The organism is Comamonas aquatica NBRC 14918, assembly GCF_000739875.1.
Lineage (GTDB): Bacteria > Pseudomonadota > Gammaproteobacteria > Burkholderiales > Burkholderiaceae_C > Comamonas > Comamonas aquatica.
The window spans coordinates 38,478-57,546 of sequence record NZ_BBJR01000051.1 but is presented as its reverse complement, the minus strand read 5'-3'; the positions used below and the strand labels follow the sequence as shown (position 1 = coordinate 57,546).

The 19,069-nt window shown below is 68.4% G+C and carries 19 protein-coding genes; 9 read left to right on the top strand and 10 right to left on the bottom strand.

Annotated features, from left to right (window positions below):
* From CA2_RS12395 to apaG, 8 genes are all read right to left on the bottom strand, one after another.
* Positions 1–628, bottom strand: a 628-nt coding sequence (locus tag CA2_RS12395) for a tetratricopeptide repeat protein (protein ID WP_042417577.1), incomplete at its 3' end; no start/stop codon positions are given.
* Positions 629–875: 247 nt separating this feature from the next.
* On the bottom strand, positions 876–1,370 hold the full coding sequence (locus CA2_RS12390; RefSeq protein ID WP_042417576.1) for a CinA family protein: 495 nt from the start codon (positions 1,368–1,370) through the stop codon (positions 876–878).
* 8 nt (positions 1,371–1,378) lie between these two features.
* Positions 1,379–1,960: a phosphatidylglycerophosphatase A family protein gene (locus tag CA2_RS12385; RefSeq protein WP_081888985.1), complete on the bottom strand. Its 582-nt coding sequence runs from the start codon at positions 1,958–1,960 to the stop codon at positions 1,379–1,381.
* 45 nt (positions 1,961–2,005) lie between these two features.
* The gene (gene thiL / locus CA2_RS12380; RefSeq protein ID WP_042417574.1) at positions 2,006–2,974 is read right to left on the bottom strand and encodes a thiamine-phosphate kinase; all 969 of its coding nucleotides are present in this window, start codon (positions 2,972–2,974) and stop codon (positions 2,006–2,008) included.
* A gap of 115 nt (positions 2,975–3,089) precedes the next feature.
* Complete coding sequence (locus tag CA2_RS12375; protein ID WP_042417571.1) at positions 3,090–4,214, bottom strand: YbdK family carboxylate-amine ligase; 1,125 nt, start codon at positions 4,212–4,214, stop codon at positions 3,090–3,092.
* Between the two features lie 2 nt (positions 4,215–4,216).
* A complete protein-coding gene (locus tag CA2_RS12370) occupies positions 4,217–5,464 on the bottom strand; it encodes a cation:proton antiporter domain-containing protein (protein ID WP_042417569.1) in 1,248 nt (415 codons plus the stop codon).
* 71 nt (positions 5,465–5,535) lie between these two features.
* Entirely contained in the window at positions 5,536–7,500 is a 1,965-nt protein-coding gene (tlpB, locus tag CA2_RS12365) for a transporter-like protein TlpB (RefSeq protein ID WP_042417566.1), read from the bottom strand.
* Positions 7,501–7,914, bottom strand: a complete 414-nt coding sequence (apaG, locus tag CA2_RS12360) for a Co2+/Mg2+ efflux facilitator ApaG/CorD (RefSeq protein ID WP_042417563.1) — start codon at positions 7,912–7,914, stop codon at positions 7,501–7,503.
* A gap of 31 nt (positions 7,915–7,945) precedes the next feature.
* On the opposite strand from apaG, the gene rpe reads away from it, so the two are divergent.
* From rpe to speE, 3 genes are all read left to right on the top strand, one after another.
* Positions 7,946–8,629, top strand: coding sequence for a ribulose-phosphate 3-epimerase (rpe, locus tag CA2_RS12355; protein WP_042417560.1), 684 nt, complete (start codon positions 7,946–7,948; stop codon positions 8,627–8,629).
* Between the two features lie 116 nt (positions 8,630–8,745).
* The gene (gene gph, locus CA2_RS12350; RefSeq protein WP_042417558.1) at positions 8,746–9,468 is read left to right on the top strand and encodes a phosphoglycolate phosphatase; all 723 of its coding nucleotides are present in this window, start codon (positions 8,746–8,748) and stop codon (positions 9,466–9,468) included.
* A 144-nt stretch (positions 9,469–9,612) separates the two neighbouring features.
* The gene (speE, locus tag CA2_RS12345; protein WP_042417555.1) at positions 9,613–10,854 is read left to right on the top strand and encodes a polyamine aminopropyltransferase; all 1,242 of its coding nucleotides are present in this window, start codon (positions 9,613–9,615) and stop codon (positions 10,852–10,854) included.
* A 63-nt stretch (positions 10,855–10,917) separates the two neighbouring features.
* Here speE and CA2_RS12340 read toward each other — a convergent pair whose 3' ends face one another.
* The gene (locus CA2_RS12340; protein WP_042417552.1) at positions 10,918–12,690 is read right to left on the bottom strand and encodes a methyl-accepting chemotaxis protein; all 1,773 of its coding nucleotides are present in this window, start codon (positions 12,688–12,690) and stop codon (positions 10,918–10,920) included.
* 166 nt (positions 12,691–12,856) lie between these two features.
* Positions 12,857–13,480 carry a chalcone isomerase family protein gene (locus CA2_RS12335; RefSeq protein WP_042417547.1) on the bottom strand — a complete coding sequence of 208 codons (624 nt, stop codon included), beginning with the start codon at positions 13,478–13,480 and terminating at the stop codon, positions 12,857–12,859.
* Between the two features lie 404 nt (positions 13,481–13,884).
* Here CA2_RS12335 and trpE point away from each other — a divergent pair, with 404 nt between their 5' ends.
* From trpE to trpC, 6 genes are all read left to right on the top strand, one after another.
* Complete coding sequence (gene trpE, locus CA2_RS12330) at positions 13,885–15,384, top strand: anthranilate synthase component I (RefSeq protein WP_042417544.1); 1,500 nt, start codon at positions 13,885–13,887, stop codon at positions 15,382–15,384.
* Positions 15,381–15,734, top strand: coding sequence for a chorismate mutase (locus tag CA2_RS12325; RefSeq protein WP_042417536.1), 354 nt, complete (start codon positions 15,381–15,383; stop codon positions 15,732–15,734). The genes trpE and CA2_RS12325 overlap by 4 nt, the downstream gene beginning before the upstream one ends.
* Positions 15,731–16,312 carry an aminodeoxychorismate/anthranilate synthase component II gene (locus CA2_RS12320; protein ID WP_042417533.1) on the top strand — a complete coding sequence of 194 codons (582 nt, stop codon included), beginning with the start codon at positions 15,731–15,733 and terminating at the stop codon, positions 16,310–16,312. The genes CA2_RS12325 and CA2_RS12320 overlap by 4 nt, the downstream gene beginning before the upstream one ends.
* A gap of 148 nt (positions 16,313–16,460) precedes the next feature.
* Positions 16,461–17,495, top strand: coding sequence for an anthranilate phosphoribosyltransferase (trpD, locus tag CA2_RS12315; RefSeq protein WP_042417531.1), 1,035 nt, complete (start codon positions 16,461–16,463; stop codon positions 17,493–17,495).
* Between the two features lie 49 nt (positions 17,496–17,544).
* The gene (locus CA2_RS12310) at positions 17,545–18,180 is read left to right on the top strand and encodes a hypothetical protein (RefSeq protein WP_042417522.1); all 636 of its coding nucleotides are present in this window, start codon (positions 17,545–17,547) and stop codon (positions 18,178–18,180) included.
* Positions 18,181–18,235: 55 nt separating this feature from the next.
* A complete protein-coding gene (trpC, locus tag CA2_RS12305; protein WP_042417518.1) occupies positions 18,236–19,036 on the top strand; it encodes an indole-3-glycerol phosphate synthase TrpC in 801 nt (266 codons plus the stop codon).
* Positions 19,037–19,069: the final 33 nt, after the last annotated feature.

Genomic DNA, 19,069 nt, shown 5'->3' with positions numbered 1-19,069 from the left:
GTGTCACCACCGGTGCGGGGGCCGCAGCTTGCGCAGGGGCTGCCGGTGCCGGTGTGGGGGCGGGTGCTGCGGGTGCCTTGGGCTCGACCGCGGCGGGGCGGGGCGCCGCCGCCGGTGCGGCTGCGACCACGGCGGCGCCGGTGCCGGAGGTCGGGAAGATCTGCTTGATCAGCGACAGCTTGGGCGGCGCGGGCTTGCGGTTGTTGTCCAGCTGCAAGGCCTTGGCATAGGCGTCGCCGGCCATGCGGGCGTACAGATCGCCCAGGTTCTCATGGGCGGTGGCGTAGCTGGGGTTGGTGCGGATGGCCTGTTCCAGCACCTGGGCGGCCTTGCGGTCCTCGCCCTTGGCGGCGTGCAGCACGGCCAGGTTGTTGTAGGGCTCGGGCAGCTGGGGGTGGTCGCGTGTCAGGGCCGTGAAGACCTGGATGGCCTGGTCGTACTTCTGCTGTTCGGCCGCGATCACGCCCTGCAGAAAGCGCAGCTGCACATCCTGGGGGCTTTGCTTGAGCAGGGTCTGCACGCGCTGTGCGGCATCGTTGATCTTGCCTTGGTCGACCAACTGTTGCACCTCGGCGGCGGGCGCGGCGGCCGCCTGGGCCAGCGGCGCGGCTGCGGCAATAACACACATCAAACTGGCGGCTGTTACAGGTCGTATCCACCGTCCTGGCTGGAGCATGGGGGCAGCGCGAAGCCAGGAAAGCACGGGCGGAAGAGACATAGAAGCACTTTCTCTGCGGAACAAAGAGGGGGAGTGGATAAAGCCCGCGCATTTTCGCCTGTAAGCGCTTGGCTGACAAAGCGGGAGATTTTAGGGGGAATCGACCGTCTGACTGCGTGCCGGGGTTGTCGCAGTGACGGGTGGGAGACCCCTGCGCTCAGGGTGGCTGGAGAATTGTTACCAAATGCTGCAGTGCCAGGGCCGTGGTCTGCGCCCGCACGGCCGCGCGGTCACCGGGGAAGTGGTGCACGCGGCTGTGCACCTGGCCCTGCACGCACCAGGCCAGCCAGACCGTGCCGACGGGCTTGTCGGCACTGCCCCCGCTGGGGCCGGCCACGCCGCTGACGGCGACGCTGACCTGGGCCGGGGAGCGCGCTACCGCGCCGTGGGCCATGGCGCGCACCACGGCTTCGCTGACGGCGCCGTGCGTGGCGATCAGGGCGGCAGGCACGCCCAGCATTTCGGTCTTGGCGGCGTTGGAATAGGTCACGAAGCCGCGGTCGAACCACTGGCTGGAGCCCGCCAGGTCCGTGCAGGCTGCGGCGATCTGGCCGCCGGTGCAGCTTTCGGCGGTGGCCATCAGCCAGCCGCGCTGCTGCAGGGCTGCCGCCAGCTGGCGCACGGTGGGGGCAAGGTCGGGCGCGGCCGTCATGGGCGGCCTCAGCCGAACAGGTGGCGCCACACCGCCAGCACCAGCAGGGTGCAGAAGGCCGCCACCAGGTCGTCCAGCAGGATGCCCCAGCCGCCGCGCGGGCCGAAGCCCTTGCACAGGCGGTCGGCCCAGCGCACGGGGCCGGGTTTGGCGGCATCGAAGAAACGGAACAGCGCAAACGCGCTCAGCTGGCCCCAGAAGCCCATGGGCATGGTCAGCCACAGCACGATCCAGAAGGCGACAACCTCGTCCCAGACGATGTGGCCGGGGTCGGCCACGCGCAGGTGGCGCGCGGTGACGGTGCAGGCCCACCAGCCGACGGGCAGGCTGACCGCGATCAGCCAGCCGATCTGCGCGGGCGTCAGCCACAGCTGCAGCACCAGGAACGCCAGCCAGGCCCACAGGGTGCCGACGGTGCCGGGGGCGATGCGGCCCAGGCCCGAGCCGAAGCCCAGCGCGATCAGGTGGGCCGGGTGTTGCAGCAGGAAGCGCACGCTGGGGCGTGGGGGCGCGCTGGCCGGTGCGGCGGACGCGTCGGCCCCGGGGTGTGCGGTGAAGCGCTTGGGCTGCACGTCGGTGATGGGTTCCATGGAGCGATTGTAGAAGTCGCGCAGGGGGCGCCGGCCAGCCCGGCGTCAGGCGAAATGGTCGAACGCGGCGAAGCGCAGCGGCAGCTGCTGGCCGCCGGGGGCGATGACGCGCACGCCGCGCTGGGCCTCGATGCGGCCGATGCAGGTGACGGGTGTGGCGCTCTGCTGGGCCGCCTCGCGCACGGCGGTCTGGGCGCTGGCGGGGGCGGTGAAGCACAGCTCGTAGTCGTCGCCGCCGGCCAGGGTGCAGGCGTCGATGCGGGTGGTGGCCAGGGCCGCCATCAGCGGGTGGCGGCGCGCATGCAGCAGGCCGCGCGTGATGTTGGCGTCGATGCAGGCGCCCACGCCGCTGGCGTCCAGGATGTGGCCCAGGTCGCCCAGCAGGCCGTCGCTCACGTCCAGGCAGCTGCTGGCAATGCCGCGCAGCGCCTGGCCCAGGGCCACGCGCGGGGTGGGCTGCTCCAGCCGCTGGCGCGCCTGGGCCAGCACGGCGGGGGGCAGGGCGTGCTGGCGCAGCAGGGCGTCCAGCGCCAGGCGCGCATCGCCCAGGGTGCCGCTGACCCAGATGTCGTCACCGACCTGGGCGCCGCTGCGCAGCAGGGCCTGGCCGGTGGGCACTTCGCCGAAGATGGTGATGCACAGGTTCAGCGGGCCCTGCGTGGTGTCGCCGCCGACGAGTTCGCAGTCGTGCTGCGCGGCCAGGGCGAACAGGCCGTCGCTGAAGGCCTGGCACCAGGCGGCATCGGCGCGCGGCAGCGACAGCGCCAGGGTGAAGGCCAGGGGCCGGGCGCCGCAGGCGGCCAGGTCGCTGAGGTTCACGGCCAGGGCCTTGTGGCCCAGCAACTGGGGATTCACGTCCGCAAAGAAGTGGCGCCCTTCGACCAGCATGTCGCTGGACACGGCCAGCTGCATGCCGGGCGCAGGCGCCAGCAGCGCGCAGTCGTCGCCCACGCCCAGGGGCGAGCGGCGCACCGGGCGCTGGAAGAATTTGCGGATCAGTTCGAATTCGCCCATGATAAAAAAGTAGCGGTTTGCGCTTGTCATTCAAGCGTTTCAAACACATTTTGGTTTGAAAGCATTGTTTGACAAGCGCATGCAGCTATGTTTTTGGGGTTGCCCCCGGTGTTCCCTAAATGGCCTCGCCCCGGAACCGGCGCGAGGCCTGGCGCGTCACCTCACCCAGCAGCTGTTCCCGGGCCTGGCGTTCGCGCAGCCAACGTGCGTCATTGTGGCTGTTGGCGACGTCGCTGCGCAATGTCTGCAGCGCCGGGGCTGCGCCGTGGCGTGCCGCCTGGGGGGTGATCTGGTCGATGGTCTGCAGGATGTGCTCGGACAACGGCATGTGCTGGCCCGTGGCCGGGTCGACGTATACCGCGTCCAGCCCGAAGCGGCAGGCCTGGAAGCGGTTGTAGGTGTAGACCAGGTAGTCGTCTTCGGCCGGGGTGAAGGGCTGGGTCTCCAGGAACCAGGCCGCCAGCGATTGCACGTAGCCCGCCAGGGCTGCGGCGCGCTCGATGGTCAGCGGCGTGTCGAACACGCGGATCTCGATGGTGCCGAACTCGGGCTTGGGGCGGATGTCCCAGTAGAAGTCCTTCATGCTCTTGACCACGCCGGTGGCGGTCATCTTGTCGAAGTACTGCTCGAACTCCTTCCAGCTCAGCACGCAGGGCGCGCGCCCGGACAGCGGGAAGGCGAACACCGAGTTCAGCCGTGCCGAGTCAAACGCCGTGTCCTGCCCCTGCACGTAGGGGCTGGAGGCCGACAGCGCGATGAAGTGCGGGATGTAGCGGCTCATGCGGTGCAGCATCAGCAGCGCGGCATCGGCATCGGGGCAGCCGATGTGGATGTGCTGGCCGAAGATGGTGAACTGCTTGGTCAGGTAGCCGTACAGCGCCGACAGCTCGTGGAAGCGCGCCTTGTCGTAGATGCGCTGCTGGTGCCACAGCTGGAAGGGGTGGGTGCCGCCGCCGACCACGGCGATGTTGAGCTTGGCGGCGCTCTTGACCAGCGCGTCGCGGATGGGGGTGAGCTGGCTCAGCACCTCGGCCGCGCTGCGGCAGATGCCGGTCGAGACCTCGATCATGCTGCTGGTCATCTCGGGCACCACGCTGCCGGGCAGGGCGTGCTTGTCCATCAGGCGCAGCATGTCGGTGGCGTAGGGCGCCAGGTCGTAGTCGTGGGTGTTGACCAGCTGCAGCTCCAGCTCCACCCCCAGGGTCAGGGGCTCGGACTGCTGAAAGGCTTCCAAAGGCATGTTCAGGCTCCGTCTTGGGGGGCAGGTTGGGGCGCAGCGGCCTTGAGCGAGGTTTCGCCGGCGCGGCGCAGGGCCAGCGTGGCCAGGATGGCGCCCAGCAGCTCCAGCAGCAGGATGGCGGGCAGGGCCGTGGCCGAGATGGCCTGGGCCTGCTCGGGCGCGGCCTGGGCGAACTGCGAGGTAATCAGCAGCGCCACGGCCGACATCGGCGCCATGGCACACGACACCCAGACCGCCTGGCGCCAACTGGCACCGCTGCTGATGTTGCCCAGGCCCACGCCCACGGCCTTGGCCAGCAGGCGGGCCACCACCAGGGCCAGCACGGCCAGGGCCACGGCCCCGCTCCACGAGGCCTGGGCGGCCACGGTGGAGACCAGCACGAACATCAGCAGGGTCAGCAGCGACGAGGCCGTGCCCAGCTGGCGCGGCCAGGCCCAGGGGCGCTGGTGCAGCTGCTTGAGCAGCATGCCGCCCAGCAGCGCCGCCAGCGGGGCCGAGCCGCCCAGGTGCGCGGCAATCGCGGTGGCCGCCGCGATCAGCGCCAGCATCAGGATGGAGGTGTTCTCGCTGGTCGGGCTCATCAGCTGCAGCGCCAGGCGCATCACCAGGCACAGCAGGGCGGCGACCACCACCGACACGCCCAGTACCACCAGCACGGGCGTGATGTCCTGCCACAGCGAGGCCGAGGGGCGGGCGAAGATTTCGGCCTTGGCGCTGCCCAGGGTCAGCGCATACAGCGTGGACAGCGTGGCCAGGGCGATGGCCCGGTCGGTCACCGGACCGGCCGCGCGGGTGTCGTTGACCACGCGCGTCAGCACCACGGGCGAGGCGGCCATGGCGATCAGCGCCAGCGGCGTGGCCGTGGCGGGCGGCAGCTGCAGCCAGACCAGGGCGTAGAACACGGCGAAGTAGGTCAGCGCCGCTTCCAGCAGGCTTTGCACCAGCACCATGGGGTTGTGGCGGAACCAGCGCAGGGTGATGCGGCCGCCGCATTCGAACAGGATGATGGACACCCCCAGTTCCAGCGCAAACAGCGCCGGCCCCTGCAGCGGCCAGGTGGTGGCGCTGAAGCCCAGCAGACCGGCCAGGGTGCCGACCGCGGCGTAGCCCAGCACCTTGGGCATTTGCAGGTGGCGCTGGAACACGTAGCCGACCAGCGCGGCCAGGGCCAGCAACAGCGACCATTGCAGGGTGTCGAGGCCTGCAGAGGGCTTGAGCCACTGGGCCCAAAAGGTGGGATCTGGGGTCATACCTTCATCCTTATCGTGGTCTCCTCGTCAGGGGCAGAGCCCGGCGGGCTGCCCGGTCTGGGCCGGTGGGCTCAGGGCTTGAAAAAACTCAGGGGGCGGGTGCGCAGGCGGTGGCGGATGGCCGCGTAGATGCGCGAGCGCTCCACCCCGGTGACGTTCTGCGCGCGCAAGGCCATGCGGAACGCCAGGTAGAAACTTACCAGCACATTGAGGGCGCCGTTGAAGGGCAACATCGCCACGGCCCACCAGAAAGCGTCGTCATGCACGATCTCCCAGCCGAAGGTGGCACCGGCCACGCCCAGCTGCCCCGAGGACAGGGTGACGTGGCGCACCTCCAGGCCCAGGCCGAAGAAGCCGGCGATCGCCGGGGTCAGGCCCAGCATCAGTCCCAGGGAGATGTTGGCCGCAAAGCCGGAGATGTTGCGGCGCCAGAAATCGCCCCAGCGCTTGGCACGCGGTGCGCCCAGCAGGCGGGTGATGCGCGGGTTGTAGCGCATGGCCGAGTCCATGCGGCGCAGCACGAACCAGTTTTCCGCCCAGCCGGCGATCAGGCTGCTGACGAACAGCAGCACGCCGGTGAAGGCCGCAAACAGCAGCGAGGGGCCCAGCAGGCTCAGCGAGTCCAGCACCTGGGTGGCGTGCACCACGTCCAGCGGCGGGTGGCCCAGCGCCTGGCTGAACAGCCAGGCCAGGCCCAGCGCGGCCGGGAACACGACCAGCACATTGCCCAGAATGGCCGCCACCTGGCTGCGGGTGAGGTTGGCCACCTCGTCCACAAAGGTCTCGATGGCCCCGTCCTCGTTGATGTTCTTGAGCTTGGAGGCCATGGCCGGTGCCGTCATCGCCGGCTGCTTGGTGGCCACCGTGAAGTGCAGCAGCTGGATCAGCACGAAGCTGATGGCGTAGTTGAGGCCGGCCCAGAACCCGCCCCAGAAGGCGGAAAACGCCAGCGCGGCCAGACCGAACTTGACCAGGGTGGTCACGGACATGACCAGGCCGCCGCCGGCGGCGCGGCGCAGCATCTGCAGGTATTCCCGGCTGTTGCGGGTGATGTAGTGCTCGCCGGTTTCCGCGCTGCGCTCGGTGACCTTGGCCGCCAGCAGCGAGGAGTTGGTGGACAGCAGCGAGCGCAGGCTGCGCCGTTCGCGCCCGACGCTGACGAAGCCCGCCAGCAGGCGCATGGCGTCCTGCTCGGTGTGCGCGCTGGTCAGGCAGTCCAGCAACTGGCGGATGCGCACGATGCGCGTGCGCAGCTGGCGCACGCGGAACACCAGGCCGACGGAGATGCCTTCATCGCCGAAGTGCTGGTAGACGGTGCCGATGGCTGCGCGGCAGGCATCCAGGCGTTCGCGCAGGCGCTTCTCGGCCTCTTCCAGCCGGTCGGTGGTGCGCAGGCTGTGCAGCACCTCGATGCGCAGGCTCTCCACATCGCGGATCAGGTCGTGGAAGGGGCGCTGCTCGCGCGCCTCCTCGCTCATGCGCAGGCGCAGCTCGGGCGCAAAGCCGTTGGCCAGGATCTGGCCCGCGCAGTAGGTGATGGCATTCAGCAGCGCATGCTGCCAGAAGCTGGCGCCCTGGCTGTCGGCCGGGGCCAGCAGCGCGGCCAGGCGCTGCAGCAGCGGCTCGGGCAGGGCGATCAGCCAGCGGGCGTCGAACTCGCTGGGCAGGGCGATGGAAAACAGCTCGGAGGCATCGATGGTCTCCGGCGTGCCGGGCAGTAGCTTGTGGCGCAGGCGCTCCGACACCTCGGTGATCATGGCCGTGCGCGGGGCAAAGCCGAAGTCGGCCAGCAAGGTGGTGATGTCCACGCGGTCGATGAACGCCAGCCACCAGGCCTGCAGGCGCTGGCGCAGATCGGCATCGGCCTCGATCGCCGCCACCAGCGACTCCACGCGCCCCAGCGCCACCTCGACCGAGGGTTCGGCGGCCCGGACCCACTCCAGCACATGGATCAGCCACAGGTGGCGTTCCGCCAGCTCGGCGTGGGGGTCAAGTTCCGCCAGCAGGCGTGGGAGGTCGTGGGCGGGATGGGGCATTCAGTGGAGGGTGCGAGAGGGGGGAGACGGGATATCCGCGCCCGTGGCCGACGGGTCGATATCCAGCACTAACAGAGCGATCGGGGTGTCGAAAGTTTCCCCGGCTTCGGTGACACACAGGTAGCGGCCCTGCATGGTGCCGCTGGGGGTGCGCAACTCGCAGCTGCTGCTGTAGCGGAACGACTCCCCGGGCTGCAGCATGGGCTGGCGGCCGACCACGCCCAGGCCGTGGACTTCCTGCTGCGCGCCCTGGGCGTCGGTGATCAGCCAGTGGCGCGCAATCAGCTGCGCGGCGCCCTCGCCGGTGTTGGTGACCGTGATGGTGTAGGCGAAGCGAAACAGGCCTTGCTGGGGCATGGACTGCTCCGGCTCGTACTGGGCCTGGGCCTCGACGTGAAACTCGTACATGGGCATGTGGCAATGGTAACTGCGACAATTGGCGGCCATGAACCCCACGTACCGCATCGCCCCTTCCATCCTGTCCGCCGACTTTGCCCGTCTGGGTGAAGAAGTGCGCAATGTCATTGCCGCAGGCGCCGACTGGATCCACTTCGACGTCATGGACAACCACTACGTGCCCAACCTCACGTTTGGCCCCATGATCTGTGAGGCTTTGAAGCCCCATGCCGTGACGCCCGATGGCCGCCCCGTGCCCATCGACGTGCACCTGATGGTGCAGCCCGTGGACGAGCTGGCCAGCGCCTTCGCCAAGGCCGGTGCGGACTACATCAGCTTCCACCCCGATGCCTCGGCCCACGTGCACCGCAGCATCCAGAACATCAAGTCGCACGGCGCCAAGGCCGGCCTGACCTTCAACCCCGCCATGCCCCTGGACGTGCTGGACTGGGTGATCGAGGACCTGGACCTGATCCTGCTGATGAGCGTCAACCCCGGCTTCGGTGGCCAGAGCTTCATCGACAGCACGCTGCGCAAGATCGAAGCCGTGCGCAAGCGCATCGATGCCAGCGGCAAGGACATCCGCCTGGAAGTGGACGGCGGCATCAAGGAAGGCAACATCCGCGCCGTGGCGAATGCCGGTGCCGACACCTTCGTGGCCGGCAGCGCCATCTTCGGCAAGCCTGACTACCAGGCCGTGATCGACCAGATGCGCGCCAACTTGGCCGCATAAGCCGGTCTTCCGCCCCCAAGGCCTGCCATTGCAGGCCTTTTTAATTTCTCCGTGTTTTTGGCAGTTTGCGCTCATCTGGCAAGCGCAGACAGCTATCGATTTGTGAAGAGGATGATATGTCTGTGCAAGTGACTGTGGGCGCCCAGGCGCTGCACCTGGAAGTGGACGCAGCCATCGTGGACCTGGACGGCACCATGGTGGACACGATTGGCGACTTTGCCGAGGCCATCGCGCGCATGCTGGCCGACCTGCAGCTGCCGGCGCTGGACGCCGCCTTGATCGAGCACATGGTGGGCAAGGGCACGGAGCACCTGCTGCGCAGCGTGCTGGCCCATGTGCTGACGCAGGCCGGCCATTCCGCAGATGCCCTGCCAGCGGCCGTGGCCAGCCTGTTGCCCACGGCGCTGGCCCGCTACGAGCAGCATTACCTGGCCATCAACGGCCAGCACTCGGCGCTGTACGCCGGGGTGCTGGAAGGCCTGCAGGCGCTGCGGGCCGGGGGCCTGCGCCTGGCCTGCGTGACCAACAAGCCCCTGGCCTTCACCCGGCCGCTGTTGGCGGCCAAGGGCCTGCAGGGCCTGTTCGAGCAGGTGTTTGGCGGGGATTCCTTCGCCACCAAGAAGCCCGATCCGCTGCCCCTGCTCAAGACCTGCGAGGCCCTGGGCACGACGCCGGCGCGCACCCTGATGCTGGGCGACTCCAGCAACGACGCCCAGGCCGCCCGCGCTGCGGGGTGCCCGGTGGTGCTGGTGACCTATGGCTACAACCACGGGCAATCCGTGGAGGCGGTGGGTGCCGATGCGCTGATTGACAGTATCGCGCAGCTTCGTGTGGTCTAAAAACGGAAATTGCCGTTATTTGTCCTTTGCAGTGCTTGTGGTTACGATGCCAAGCTTTGCCCGCTTGACAAGCAGATAACCCAATGCGCTGCAGGGAGGAGCTCTTCGCCCTGGCGTTTCGTGTGACAGGGAGGACTCCACACCATGCAAGGTTTGCACCTGACGGCCGATTTGTACCAATGCGCGTGCGACGACGCGCTGATGCTGGATGCGCAGGCGATCGCCGCCCTGTGCCGAAGGCAGACGGAGGACGCCGGCCTGACCCGGGTGGATGACCGCTGGGTCCAGTTCCCGGCCTGGCAGGGCCAGCCCGGGGGTGTGACTGGCACGGTGCTGCTGGCCGAGTCGCACCTGGCCATCCACACCTGGCCGGAAACCGGCAACGTCACCATCGACGTCTATGTGTGCAACTTCTCGGCCGACAACTCGGGCAAGGCGCAGGCGCTGATGGATGGCGTCGTCGCGGCCTATGCCCCACGGCACGCCGTGCGCCAGCAGCTGTGGCGCGGCGATATCGCCACCGATGGCGTGGGCCAGTACCCCTGGGTGATGGAGCAGCTGAGCCCCGATGCGGCCTTCGGCTTTCGCGCCGACAACGTGCAGCGCCGCCAGACCCCCTACCAGATGCTGGAGATGATGGACACGGCGCACTTTGGTCGTGTCATGCGCCTGGACAACTGCTTCATGACCAGCGAGCGGGATGAGTTTTTCTACCACGAGTGCATGGCCCACCCCGCGGCCATCTCCCACCCGGCGCCACGGCAGGCGCTGATCCTGGGCGGCGGCGATGGCGGCCTGGCGGAGGAACTGCTCAAGCACAACACCCTGGAGCGCGTGGTGCTGGCCGAGCTGGACGAGGCCGTCATCCGCGCCAGCCAGGCTGAGCTGCAGGCCGTGCACCGCCATGTCTGGAGCGACCCGCGCCTGCAGGTGCGCATCGGTGATGGCATGGCCTTGATCGCAACGACGACCGAGCGCTTTGACCTGCTGGTGCTGGACCTGACGGACCCCGACACCCCGGCGGGTTCGCTCTACGCGCCGCCGGCGCTGCAGCGCATGCGGCAGGTGCTGGCACCGGGCGGGGCACTGGTGCTGCACCTGGGCAGCCCGGTGTTCCATCCGCAGCAGGTGCAGCGCCTGGTGCGCAGCCTGCGCGGGGTGTTCCCGCAGGTGCGTTGCTATGGCGTGTATGTGCCGCTGTACGGCGCCTACTGGGGCATGGCCGTGTGTTCTGACACGCTGGATGCCACGGCCCCCACGGTGGCGCAGGTGCGCGAACGCCTGCAGGCGCGCGGTGTGGGCGATTTGCAGTACTACAACCCTGCGGTGCATGGCGCCCTGTTCGCCCTGCCCAACTACTACGCCCAGCTGGTCGCGCCCGCGTAAATCGCGCCTGCCGCCCGCTGTGGCGGGGGGCGGCCCCACGGTGTGGAGTCGCCCCCTGGGCGCTTAGAAACTTTCCCAGTCGGCGTTGTCGGTGGTGGACGTGGCCGCTGGCGCACTGCGTGGCAGGGCTGGGCTGGCGGTCGCTGCCGTTGATCCTGCACCTGCACCTGCACCTGCACCTGCGGCAGGGGCAGGGGCGGGGCGGGGCGCTGGCACGGGGCGGGGCGTGGGGGCCGCGCGCACCACGGGCGCTGGGGCCACGGCGCCCGCAGCGCGGTCCTGTTGCGTGGCCTGCAAGGCCAGGCGGAACCTGGAGACGGCCTGCAGCAATTGCTCGGCCTGCATCTTCAGACCGTTCGCGGCGGCCGCACTTTGCTCCACCAGGGCGGCGTTTTGCTGGGTGTTGTGGTCCATCTGGGTGATGGCCTCGGCGATCTGGCCCACGCCCGCGCTCTGCTCGGCGCTGGCCGCGCTGATTTCGCCCACGATGTCATTCACATGGCGGATGGCGGACACCACGTCAGCCATGGTGTGGCCCGCGCGGTCCGCCAGGGCCGAGCCCTGGGCGATCTGCTCGACGCTGGCCGTGATCAGGGTCTTGATCTCCTTGGCGGCCTCGGCCGAACGGCCGGCCAGGCTGCGCACCTCGGCCGCGACCACGGCAAAACCGCGGCCTTGCTCGCCCGCCCGCGCAGCCTCGACGGCGGCGTTCAGCGCCAGGATATTGGTCTGGAAGGCGATGCCGTCGATCACGCCGATGATGTCGGCAATGCGCTGGCTGGCGCTGTTGATGCCGCGCATGGTCGTGACCACCTGCCCGCCCTGCTGCGCCACCTGGCTGGCGTTGAGCGCCAGCTGGTTGGCCTGGCGCGCGTTGTCGGCGTTCTGGCGCACCGTGCTGCCCACCTGTTCCATGGAGGCGGCAGTCTGCTCCAGGGCGCTGGCCTGCTCCTCGGTGCGGCTGGACAGGTCGTGGTTGCCCTGGGCGATTTCCTGGCTGGCCAGGGTGACGTGTTCGGCACTGTGGCGCACGCCCTGGACGATGTCCGCGAGGTGGGTGCGCATGTGCTCCAGGCCCTGGGCCACGCTGCGGGCGTCGCCTCGGTGGGCCATCGGGGTGCTGAGGTCGCCCTGGGCCATGCGCTCGGTGCCGGCCAGCAGCGCGGCCGGCTCGTCGCCCAGCTGGCGCAGGATGCTGCGCGAGATCAGCCAGCCCAGCAGCACCAGCAGCAGCGCCAGTGCGGCGCTGATCGCCGCGGCGCCGATCATGCGCTGCAGGAAGGCGGCGTTGACGGTGTCGATGTACACGCCCGAGCCCACGACCCAGCCCCAGGGCTGGAAGCCCATGACGTAGGAAATCTTTTCCACCGGTTCATCGCTGCCGGGCATGGGCCACAGGTAGCTGTGGAAGCCCGCGCCGTCCTTCTTGACGATGTTCACGAAGTCGATGAACAGCGCCCGCCCGGTCGGGTCCTTGTTGCCGCTGACATCCTGGCCGTTCAGTTGCGGACGCACGGGGTGCATGATCATGCGCGGGTGCATGTCGTTGACCCAGAAGTATTCATTGCCGCTGTAGCGCAGGGCGGCCAGGCTTTGTAGGGCCCGGGCCTGGGCTTCTTCGGTGCTGATCTTGCCTTGTGCGGCCTGCTGGTGGAAGTGGGCAATCAGGCCGTGGGCAATTTCCACGGTCTGGCGCACCCCGTTCTGGCGCTCCTGCAAGAGCAGGCTGCGTTCGGAAAGGCTCAGGCCGGCCCCCAGGGCCAGCAAGGTCAGTATGGCCATGGCCACCAGTCCGCCCAGGCGGCGTGTGACCGTGATGTGCTGAAGCAGTCGCATGGAATCTCCCCTTGATCATTCTGTCTGCGCACGCCCCGACCTGCATCGGCAGGCCAGGGAAAAGTGAGGGGCTACTTTGTCAGTGATTGCTGCGATGTGTTTTGCGTAGAAACAAGCTTGTCGAATGCGGCGGATTGCGTTAGTTGCCGCTGGTCGGCGCGCCGTCTCAGGGGGCGGCGGCCAGCAGCGCCTGCTTGAGGCCGCGGTCCGCGGGCTTGGGGCCCAACCAGATGCCCAGCATCGCCTGGTAGAACTCGGGCTCGGTGAATTCGGCTGGCTCGGGCTTGCCGTTGACGCTGATCACCATGCCCTTGCCGGGCAGCCAGTCCAGGGTGAAGCGGTCGCCGGCCTTGAGCTCCTTGTGGCGGTTGAAGACCTCGCTCATGCGCACCACGCCGGGAATCAGCTTGGAGAACTGCTGCTTGTCCATGTTGTCTTCCATGCCATGGGCGAACAGCGTGCCCAGTTCTGCGGCATTGATGCTGCGCAGCATGCTGACGGTGATGCGCTTGGGGCCAGTCAGCTGGCCGATGGCCTCCAGCGAGGCCGCCGGCTTTTCCAGGTACAGCGCCGCCGAGTAGACCTTGAAGATGGCCTTGTAGCGGATGCCCGCCCCGTTGCGCTGCAGGTTGTGGCCGTCTACCTGCGCCGTGGCCGGGTGCACGGCCAGTTCCGCCGGCTCGCTGCCCTGGGCCAGGGCGGGCAGGCTGGCGTTGCCGGCCACGACCAGCAGGGCCAGGGCCCACCGGCGCAGGGGTGACAGCAGGGGAAGGAGCGGGGCAGCAGGCATGGTGGAGTCTCCGGGTTCGGTTGTTGTTGGCACGGCCGTGCTTTTTGACAGCCATTGTCGGCCGGACACCGGGCGCCCCACAACTACCGGCCGGGTGGTTTGCGGGAAAACGCCCTCGGGACTAACGCGCAAGCGGCGAGGCCCACCATCGCCGGCCAGCGCTTGGGGGCGGTGGTGCAATGCGCTACACTTGGCCGCTATGTTCATTCACTACGTGTTCATCACAGGTTGCGCGGACCGGGGAGCCTGGCCCTGGCGTAAGCCTGCCGCCATGACCGTCTGATCGCGCCTGTTTGCACGGGTGCACCCTTGTCCGCCACCGCCGCGGACGGTTTGAATGAATCGCAGCGCCTGCCCGGCATGACCCTTGCGCAGTGTGCTGCCCCGAATGGGAACCCTGCTCTGTGATCACAGAACTTGAATTCAAAAGCCTGGCCAGCGAAGGCTACAACCGCATCCCCCTGGTCAGCGAGGCGTTTGCCGACCTCGAAACCCCGCTGTCGCTCTACCTGAAGCTGGCCCATGCCCAGGGCGATGGCAAGCACAGCTTCCTGCTGGAGTCCGTGGTGGGTGGCGAGCGCTTTGGCCGCTACAGCTTCATCGGCCTGCCGGCGCGCACCTTCTTGCGCTCCAGCGGTTTTGGCGCGGCGGCCCAGACCGAGGTCGTGACCGATGGCGCGGTGGTGGAGACGCACGCCGGCAATCCGCTGGACTTCATCGCCGCCTACCAGCAGCGCTTCCGTGTGGCCCTGGTGCCGGGTCTGCCGCGTTTTTGCGGCGGTCTGGCCGGCTACTTCGGCTATGACGCCGTGCGCTACGTCGAGAAGAAGCTGGAGCAGTCCTGCCCGCCCGACACGCTGGGCACACCCGACATCCTGCTGCTGCTGTGCGAAGAGGTGGCGGTGATCGACAACCTCTCGGGCAAGCTGTACTTCATCGTCTATGCCAACCCGGCCGAGACCGAGGCCTACAGCCGCGCCAAGAAGCGCATGCGCCAGCTCAAGGAGCAGTTGCGCTACTCGGTCAGCGTGCCGCAGATCAAGGGCGGCGACAGCCACCCGGCCGAGCGCAGCTTTGCCAAGGCCGACTACCTGGCCGCCGTGGAGCGTGCCAAGGAACTGATTGCGGCGGGCGACTTCATGCAGGTGCAGGTGGGCCAACGCATCCACAAGCGCTACACCGAATCGCCGCTGAGCCTGTACCGCGCGCTGCGCTCGCTGAACCCCAGCCCCTACATGTACTTCTACAACTTCGGCGACTTCCAGGTCGTGGGCGCCAGCCCCGAGATCCTGGTGCGCCAGGAGAAGGTGGAAGAGGGCGAGAAGATCACCATCCGCCCCCTGGCCGGCACGCGCCCGCGCGGTGCCACGCCGGAGAAGGACAAGGCCACCGAGCAGGAGCTGATCGCCGACCCCAAGGAGCGGGCCGAGCACGTGATGCTGATCGACCTGGCGCGCAACGACATCGGCCGCATCGCCAAGACCGGCAGCGTCAAGGTGACCGAGGCCTTCGTGGTCGAGCGCTACAGCCACGTCATGCACATCGTCAGCAATGTGGAGGGCATCCTCCAGGACGGCATGACCAGCATGGACGTGCTCAAGGCCACCTTCCCGGCCGGCACGCTGTCGGGCGCGCCCAAGGTGCACGCCATGGAGCTGATCGATGCGCTGGAGCCAACCAAGCGCGGCATCTACGGCGGTGCGGTGGGCTATCTGAGTTTTGCGGGCCACATGGACATGGCCATCGCCATCCGCACTGGCGTCATCAAGGATGGCACGCTGTACGTGCAGGCGGCGGCCGGCGTGGTCGCCGATTCGGTGCCCGAAATGGAATGGAAAGAGACCGAACACAAGGCCCGCGCGGTCTTGCGTGCGGCGGAACTGGTAGAGGAAGGTCTTGAATGAGCCGAGCCATCGACAATGTGAAGCAGTGCCAGAGCATGGCCGAGGTGCGCGCCGGCGTGAATGCGCTGGACGACATCCTGGTGCCCTTGCTGGTGGAGCGCAGCGGCTACATGACCCAGGCGGCGCGCGTAAAGAACGACGAAGGGCTGGTGCGCGATGAAGCGCGCATCCAGGCCATCGTCGACCGGGTGCGGCCCATGGCCGAGGCGCAGGGCGGCAACCCCGACCTGATGGAGCGCCTGTACCGCGCCATGATGGAGTGCTACATCGACTACGAACACCAGGAGCTGGCGCGCCTGCGCGCCGCCGGCCTGGCACCCAAGGACGACAGCGCGGGGAGTGCGGCATGAAGCTCTTGATGATCGACAACTACGACAGCTTTACCTACAACATCGTCCAGTACCTGGGCGAGTTGGGGGCGGACGTGACCGTGGTGCGCAACGACGAGGCCACGCTGGACGAGGTGATCGCCCTGGTGGCCGAGCAGGGCATCACGCGCATCGTGATCTCGCCCGGGCCGTGCTCGCCGGCGGAGGCTGGCATTTCGGTGGCGGCGATCCAGCACTTTGCGGGCCAGTTGCCGGTGCTGGGGGTGTGCCTGGGCCACCAGAGCATTGGCGCGGCCTTTGGCGGTGACATCATCCGCGCGCAGCAGCAGATGCACGGCAAGACCAGCGTCATCACCACCGACCAGCAGGGCGTGTTCGCCGACCTGCCGGCGCAGTTCACCGTGAACCGCTACCACTCGCTGGTGATCGACCGCAACACCCTGCCCGAGTGCCTGACCATCACCGCGACCAGCGAGGATGGCGAAATCCAGGGCGTGCGCCACAAGACGCTGGCCGTGGAGGGGGTGCAGTTCCACCCCGAGAGCATCCTGACCGAGCACGGTCACGCCATGCTCAAGAACTTCCTCGACCAGAAGTGACACCCGGGCCGCACTGCCACCCAGCAGGCGGCCTTTTGTTTTTGAGAGCTGCTGGCGCGCGTTGTCTCTGGTTTTCCAAGCCATAACTATCTGAAAGCCGCAAACAGCCAGCGCAGGCAGCTTCGCAACCGATAGCACAGGATCCACCATGCCCCGCATCACCCCCCAGGAAGCGCTGCAGCGCACCATCGAACACCGCGAAATCTTCCACGACGAAATGCTGGAGCTGATGCGCCAGATCATGCGCGGTGAGCTCTCGCCGGTGATGACGGCGTCCATCCTCACCGGCCTGCGCGTGAAGAAGGAAACCATTGGCGAAATCTCCGCCGCCGCCGAGGTGATGCGCGAGTTCTCGAACAAGGTGCATGTGCACGACCGCACGCACCTGGTGGACATCGTCGGCACCGGCGGTGACGGCGCCAACACCTTCAACATCTCCACCTGCGCCACCTTCGTGATCGCCGCGGCCGGCGGCAAGGTCAGCAAGCACGGCGGGCGCAGCGTCAGCAGCAAGAGCGGCAGCGCCGACGCCATGGAAGCCCTGGGCGTGAACATCATGCTGGCGCCCGAGCAGATCGCCGACTGCATCCGCGACGTGGGCATCGGCTTCATGTTTGCGCCCAACCACCACCCGGCCATGAAGAACGTGGCCCCGGTGCGCAAGGAACTGGGCGTGCGCACCATCTTCAACATCCTGGGCCCGCTGACCAACCCGGCCAGCGCCCCCAACATCCTGATGGGCGTGTTCCACGAAGACCTGGTCGGCATCCAGGTGCGTGCCCTGCAGCGCCTGGGCGCCGAGCACGCGCTGGTGGTCTATGGCCGCGACGGCCTGGACGAGATCAGCCTGGGCGCCGGCACCCTGGTGGGCGAGCTGAAGGACGGCGTGGTGCGCGAGTACGAAATCCACCCCGAGGACTTCGGCCTGCGCATGGCCGGCACGCGCGCGCTGAAGGTGGAGACGCCCGAGGAATCCAAGGCCATGCTGATGGGCGTGCTGCAGGGCGAGCAGGGCCCGGCGCGCGACATCGTCTGCCTGAACGCCGGCGCGGCGCTGTACGCAGCGAATGTGGCGGCGTCGATCGAAGACGGCCTGCAGCGTGCCCAGGCCGCGCTGGACAGCGGCGCAGCGCTTCAGAAATTGAAGCAGCTGGTGGCCTACAGCGGCGCGTTGACGGCCTGAGCTGCGTGGCCGCCGTCCTGCTTTTGGTGGTGCATCCGGCACGGCGCTGATGCCCACGGCCCCGCCCCCCGACCCGTACCCGCCGCTGGGCGCCGTGCTGCGCCAGGTGCAGACCGATGCCGAGCTCTGGCTGCCCGCGCGGCTGGCCCACGGCCGCCCGGGCCGGCTGTGGCGCGGGGAGCAGGCTCCGCTGTGGCAGGTGGTGCTGTTTGCGCTGGGGGCGGCGCTGGCGTTCCGGCAGGTTTGGGCGCTGACGGTGGCGCTGGCCGTGGCCAGCTTGGGCGTCTACCGCTGGCGCCACCCGCGCGATCCGGCCGAGGACCTGGGCCTGCCCCTGGAATGGAACGGCTGGCGCATCGATGTGGCGCAGCGGGCGCTGGCGCGCATCGGCACCCCCGCCGATCCGCGCGCGCAGCCGATGGACGTGCTGCAGCTGGAACCGGCCGCCGCCTGGAGCCTGGGCGTGCTCCCTGGCGATGTGCAGGACGCCCGGGCGGTCCATGCCTGGCAGCTGGAATTGTGCCACCAGCGGCGCGGCCCCGTGGCCACGCTGTGTGTGGTGCGCAGCAACTCGGGCGCCCAGGCCCTGCAGCAGGACGTGGATGCGCTGGTGGACGCTTTGGTGGCGCGCCTGGGCATCCGCCGCTCGGGCTCGCGGCTGGTGCCGCCAAAACGCCGACAATAGACCACAAGGCGGTCGGCCCCCGCGGCAGGCCCGCCACCGAACACAAGGAAAACACATGTCCGACATTCTGAAAAAAATCTGCGACGTCAAAGTGCAGGAAGTGGCCGCCGCCAAGAAGGCCACGTCGCTGGCCGAGGTGCGCCGCGATGCGGAAAGCCGTGTCTCCACGCGCGACTTCGTGGGCGCCATCCGCGCCAAGATCGCCCAGGGCCAGGCTGGCGTGATTGCCGAGATCAAGAAGGCCAGCCCCAGCAAGGGCGTGATTCGCCCCGACTTCGATCCCGCCGACATCGCCCAGAGCTACATGGTGGGCAACGGCAAGCTCAGCGCGGCCTGCCTGTCGGTGCTGACGGACCGCCAGTTCTTCCAGGGCCAGCCCGACTACCTGAAGCAGGCGCGCGCCAGCACGCTGCTGCCGGTGCTGCGCAAGGACTTCATGGTCGATCCCTACCAGATCTATGAATCGCGCGTGATGGGTGCCGACTGCGTGCTGCTGATCGCCGCCTGCCTGGACGATGCGCAGATGGCCGAGATGGAGCAGATCGCGTTCAGCCTGGACATGGCCGTGTTGGTGGAGGTGCACGACGGCGCCGAGCTGCAGCGCGCGCTGAAGCTCAAGACGCCGCTGGTGGGCATCAACAACCGCAACCTGCGGACCTTCGAGGTGGACATCCAGACCTCGATCACGCTCAAGCCCGAGGTGCCGGCCGACCGCCTGCTGGTGACCGAATCCGGCATCCTGAGCACGACCGAGGTGAAGACCCTGCGCGACGCCGGCATCGACGCCTTCCTGGTGGGCGAGGCCTTCATGCGCGCCAAGGAGCCTGGCGAGGCACTGGCCAAGCTGTTCGCCTGACGGCCGGTGGGGCGGCGGGCCTGTGCCCGCCAG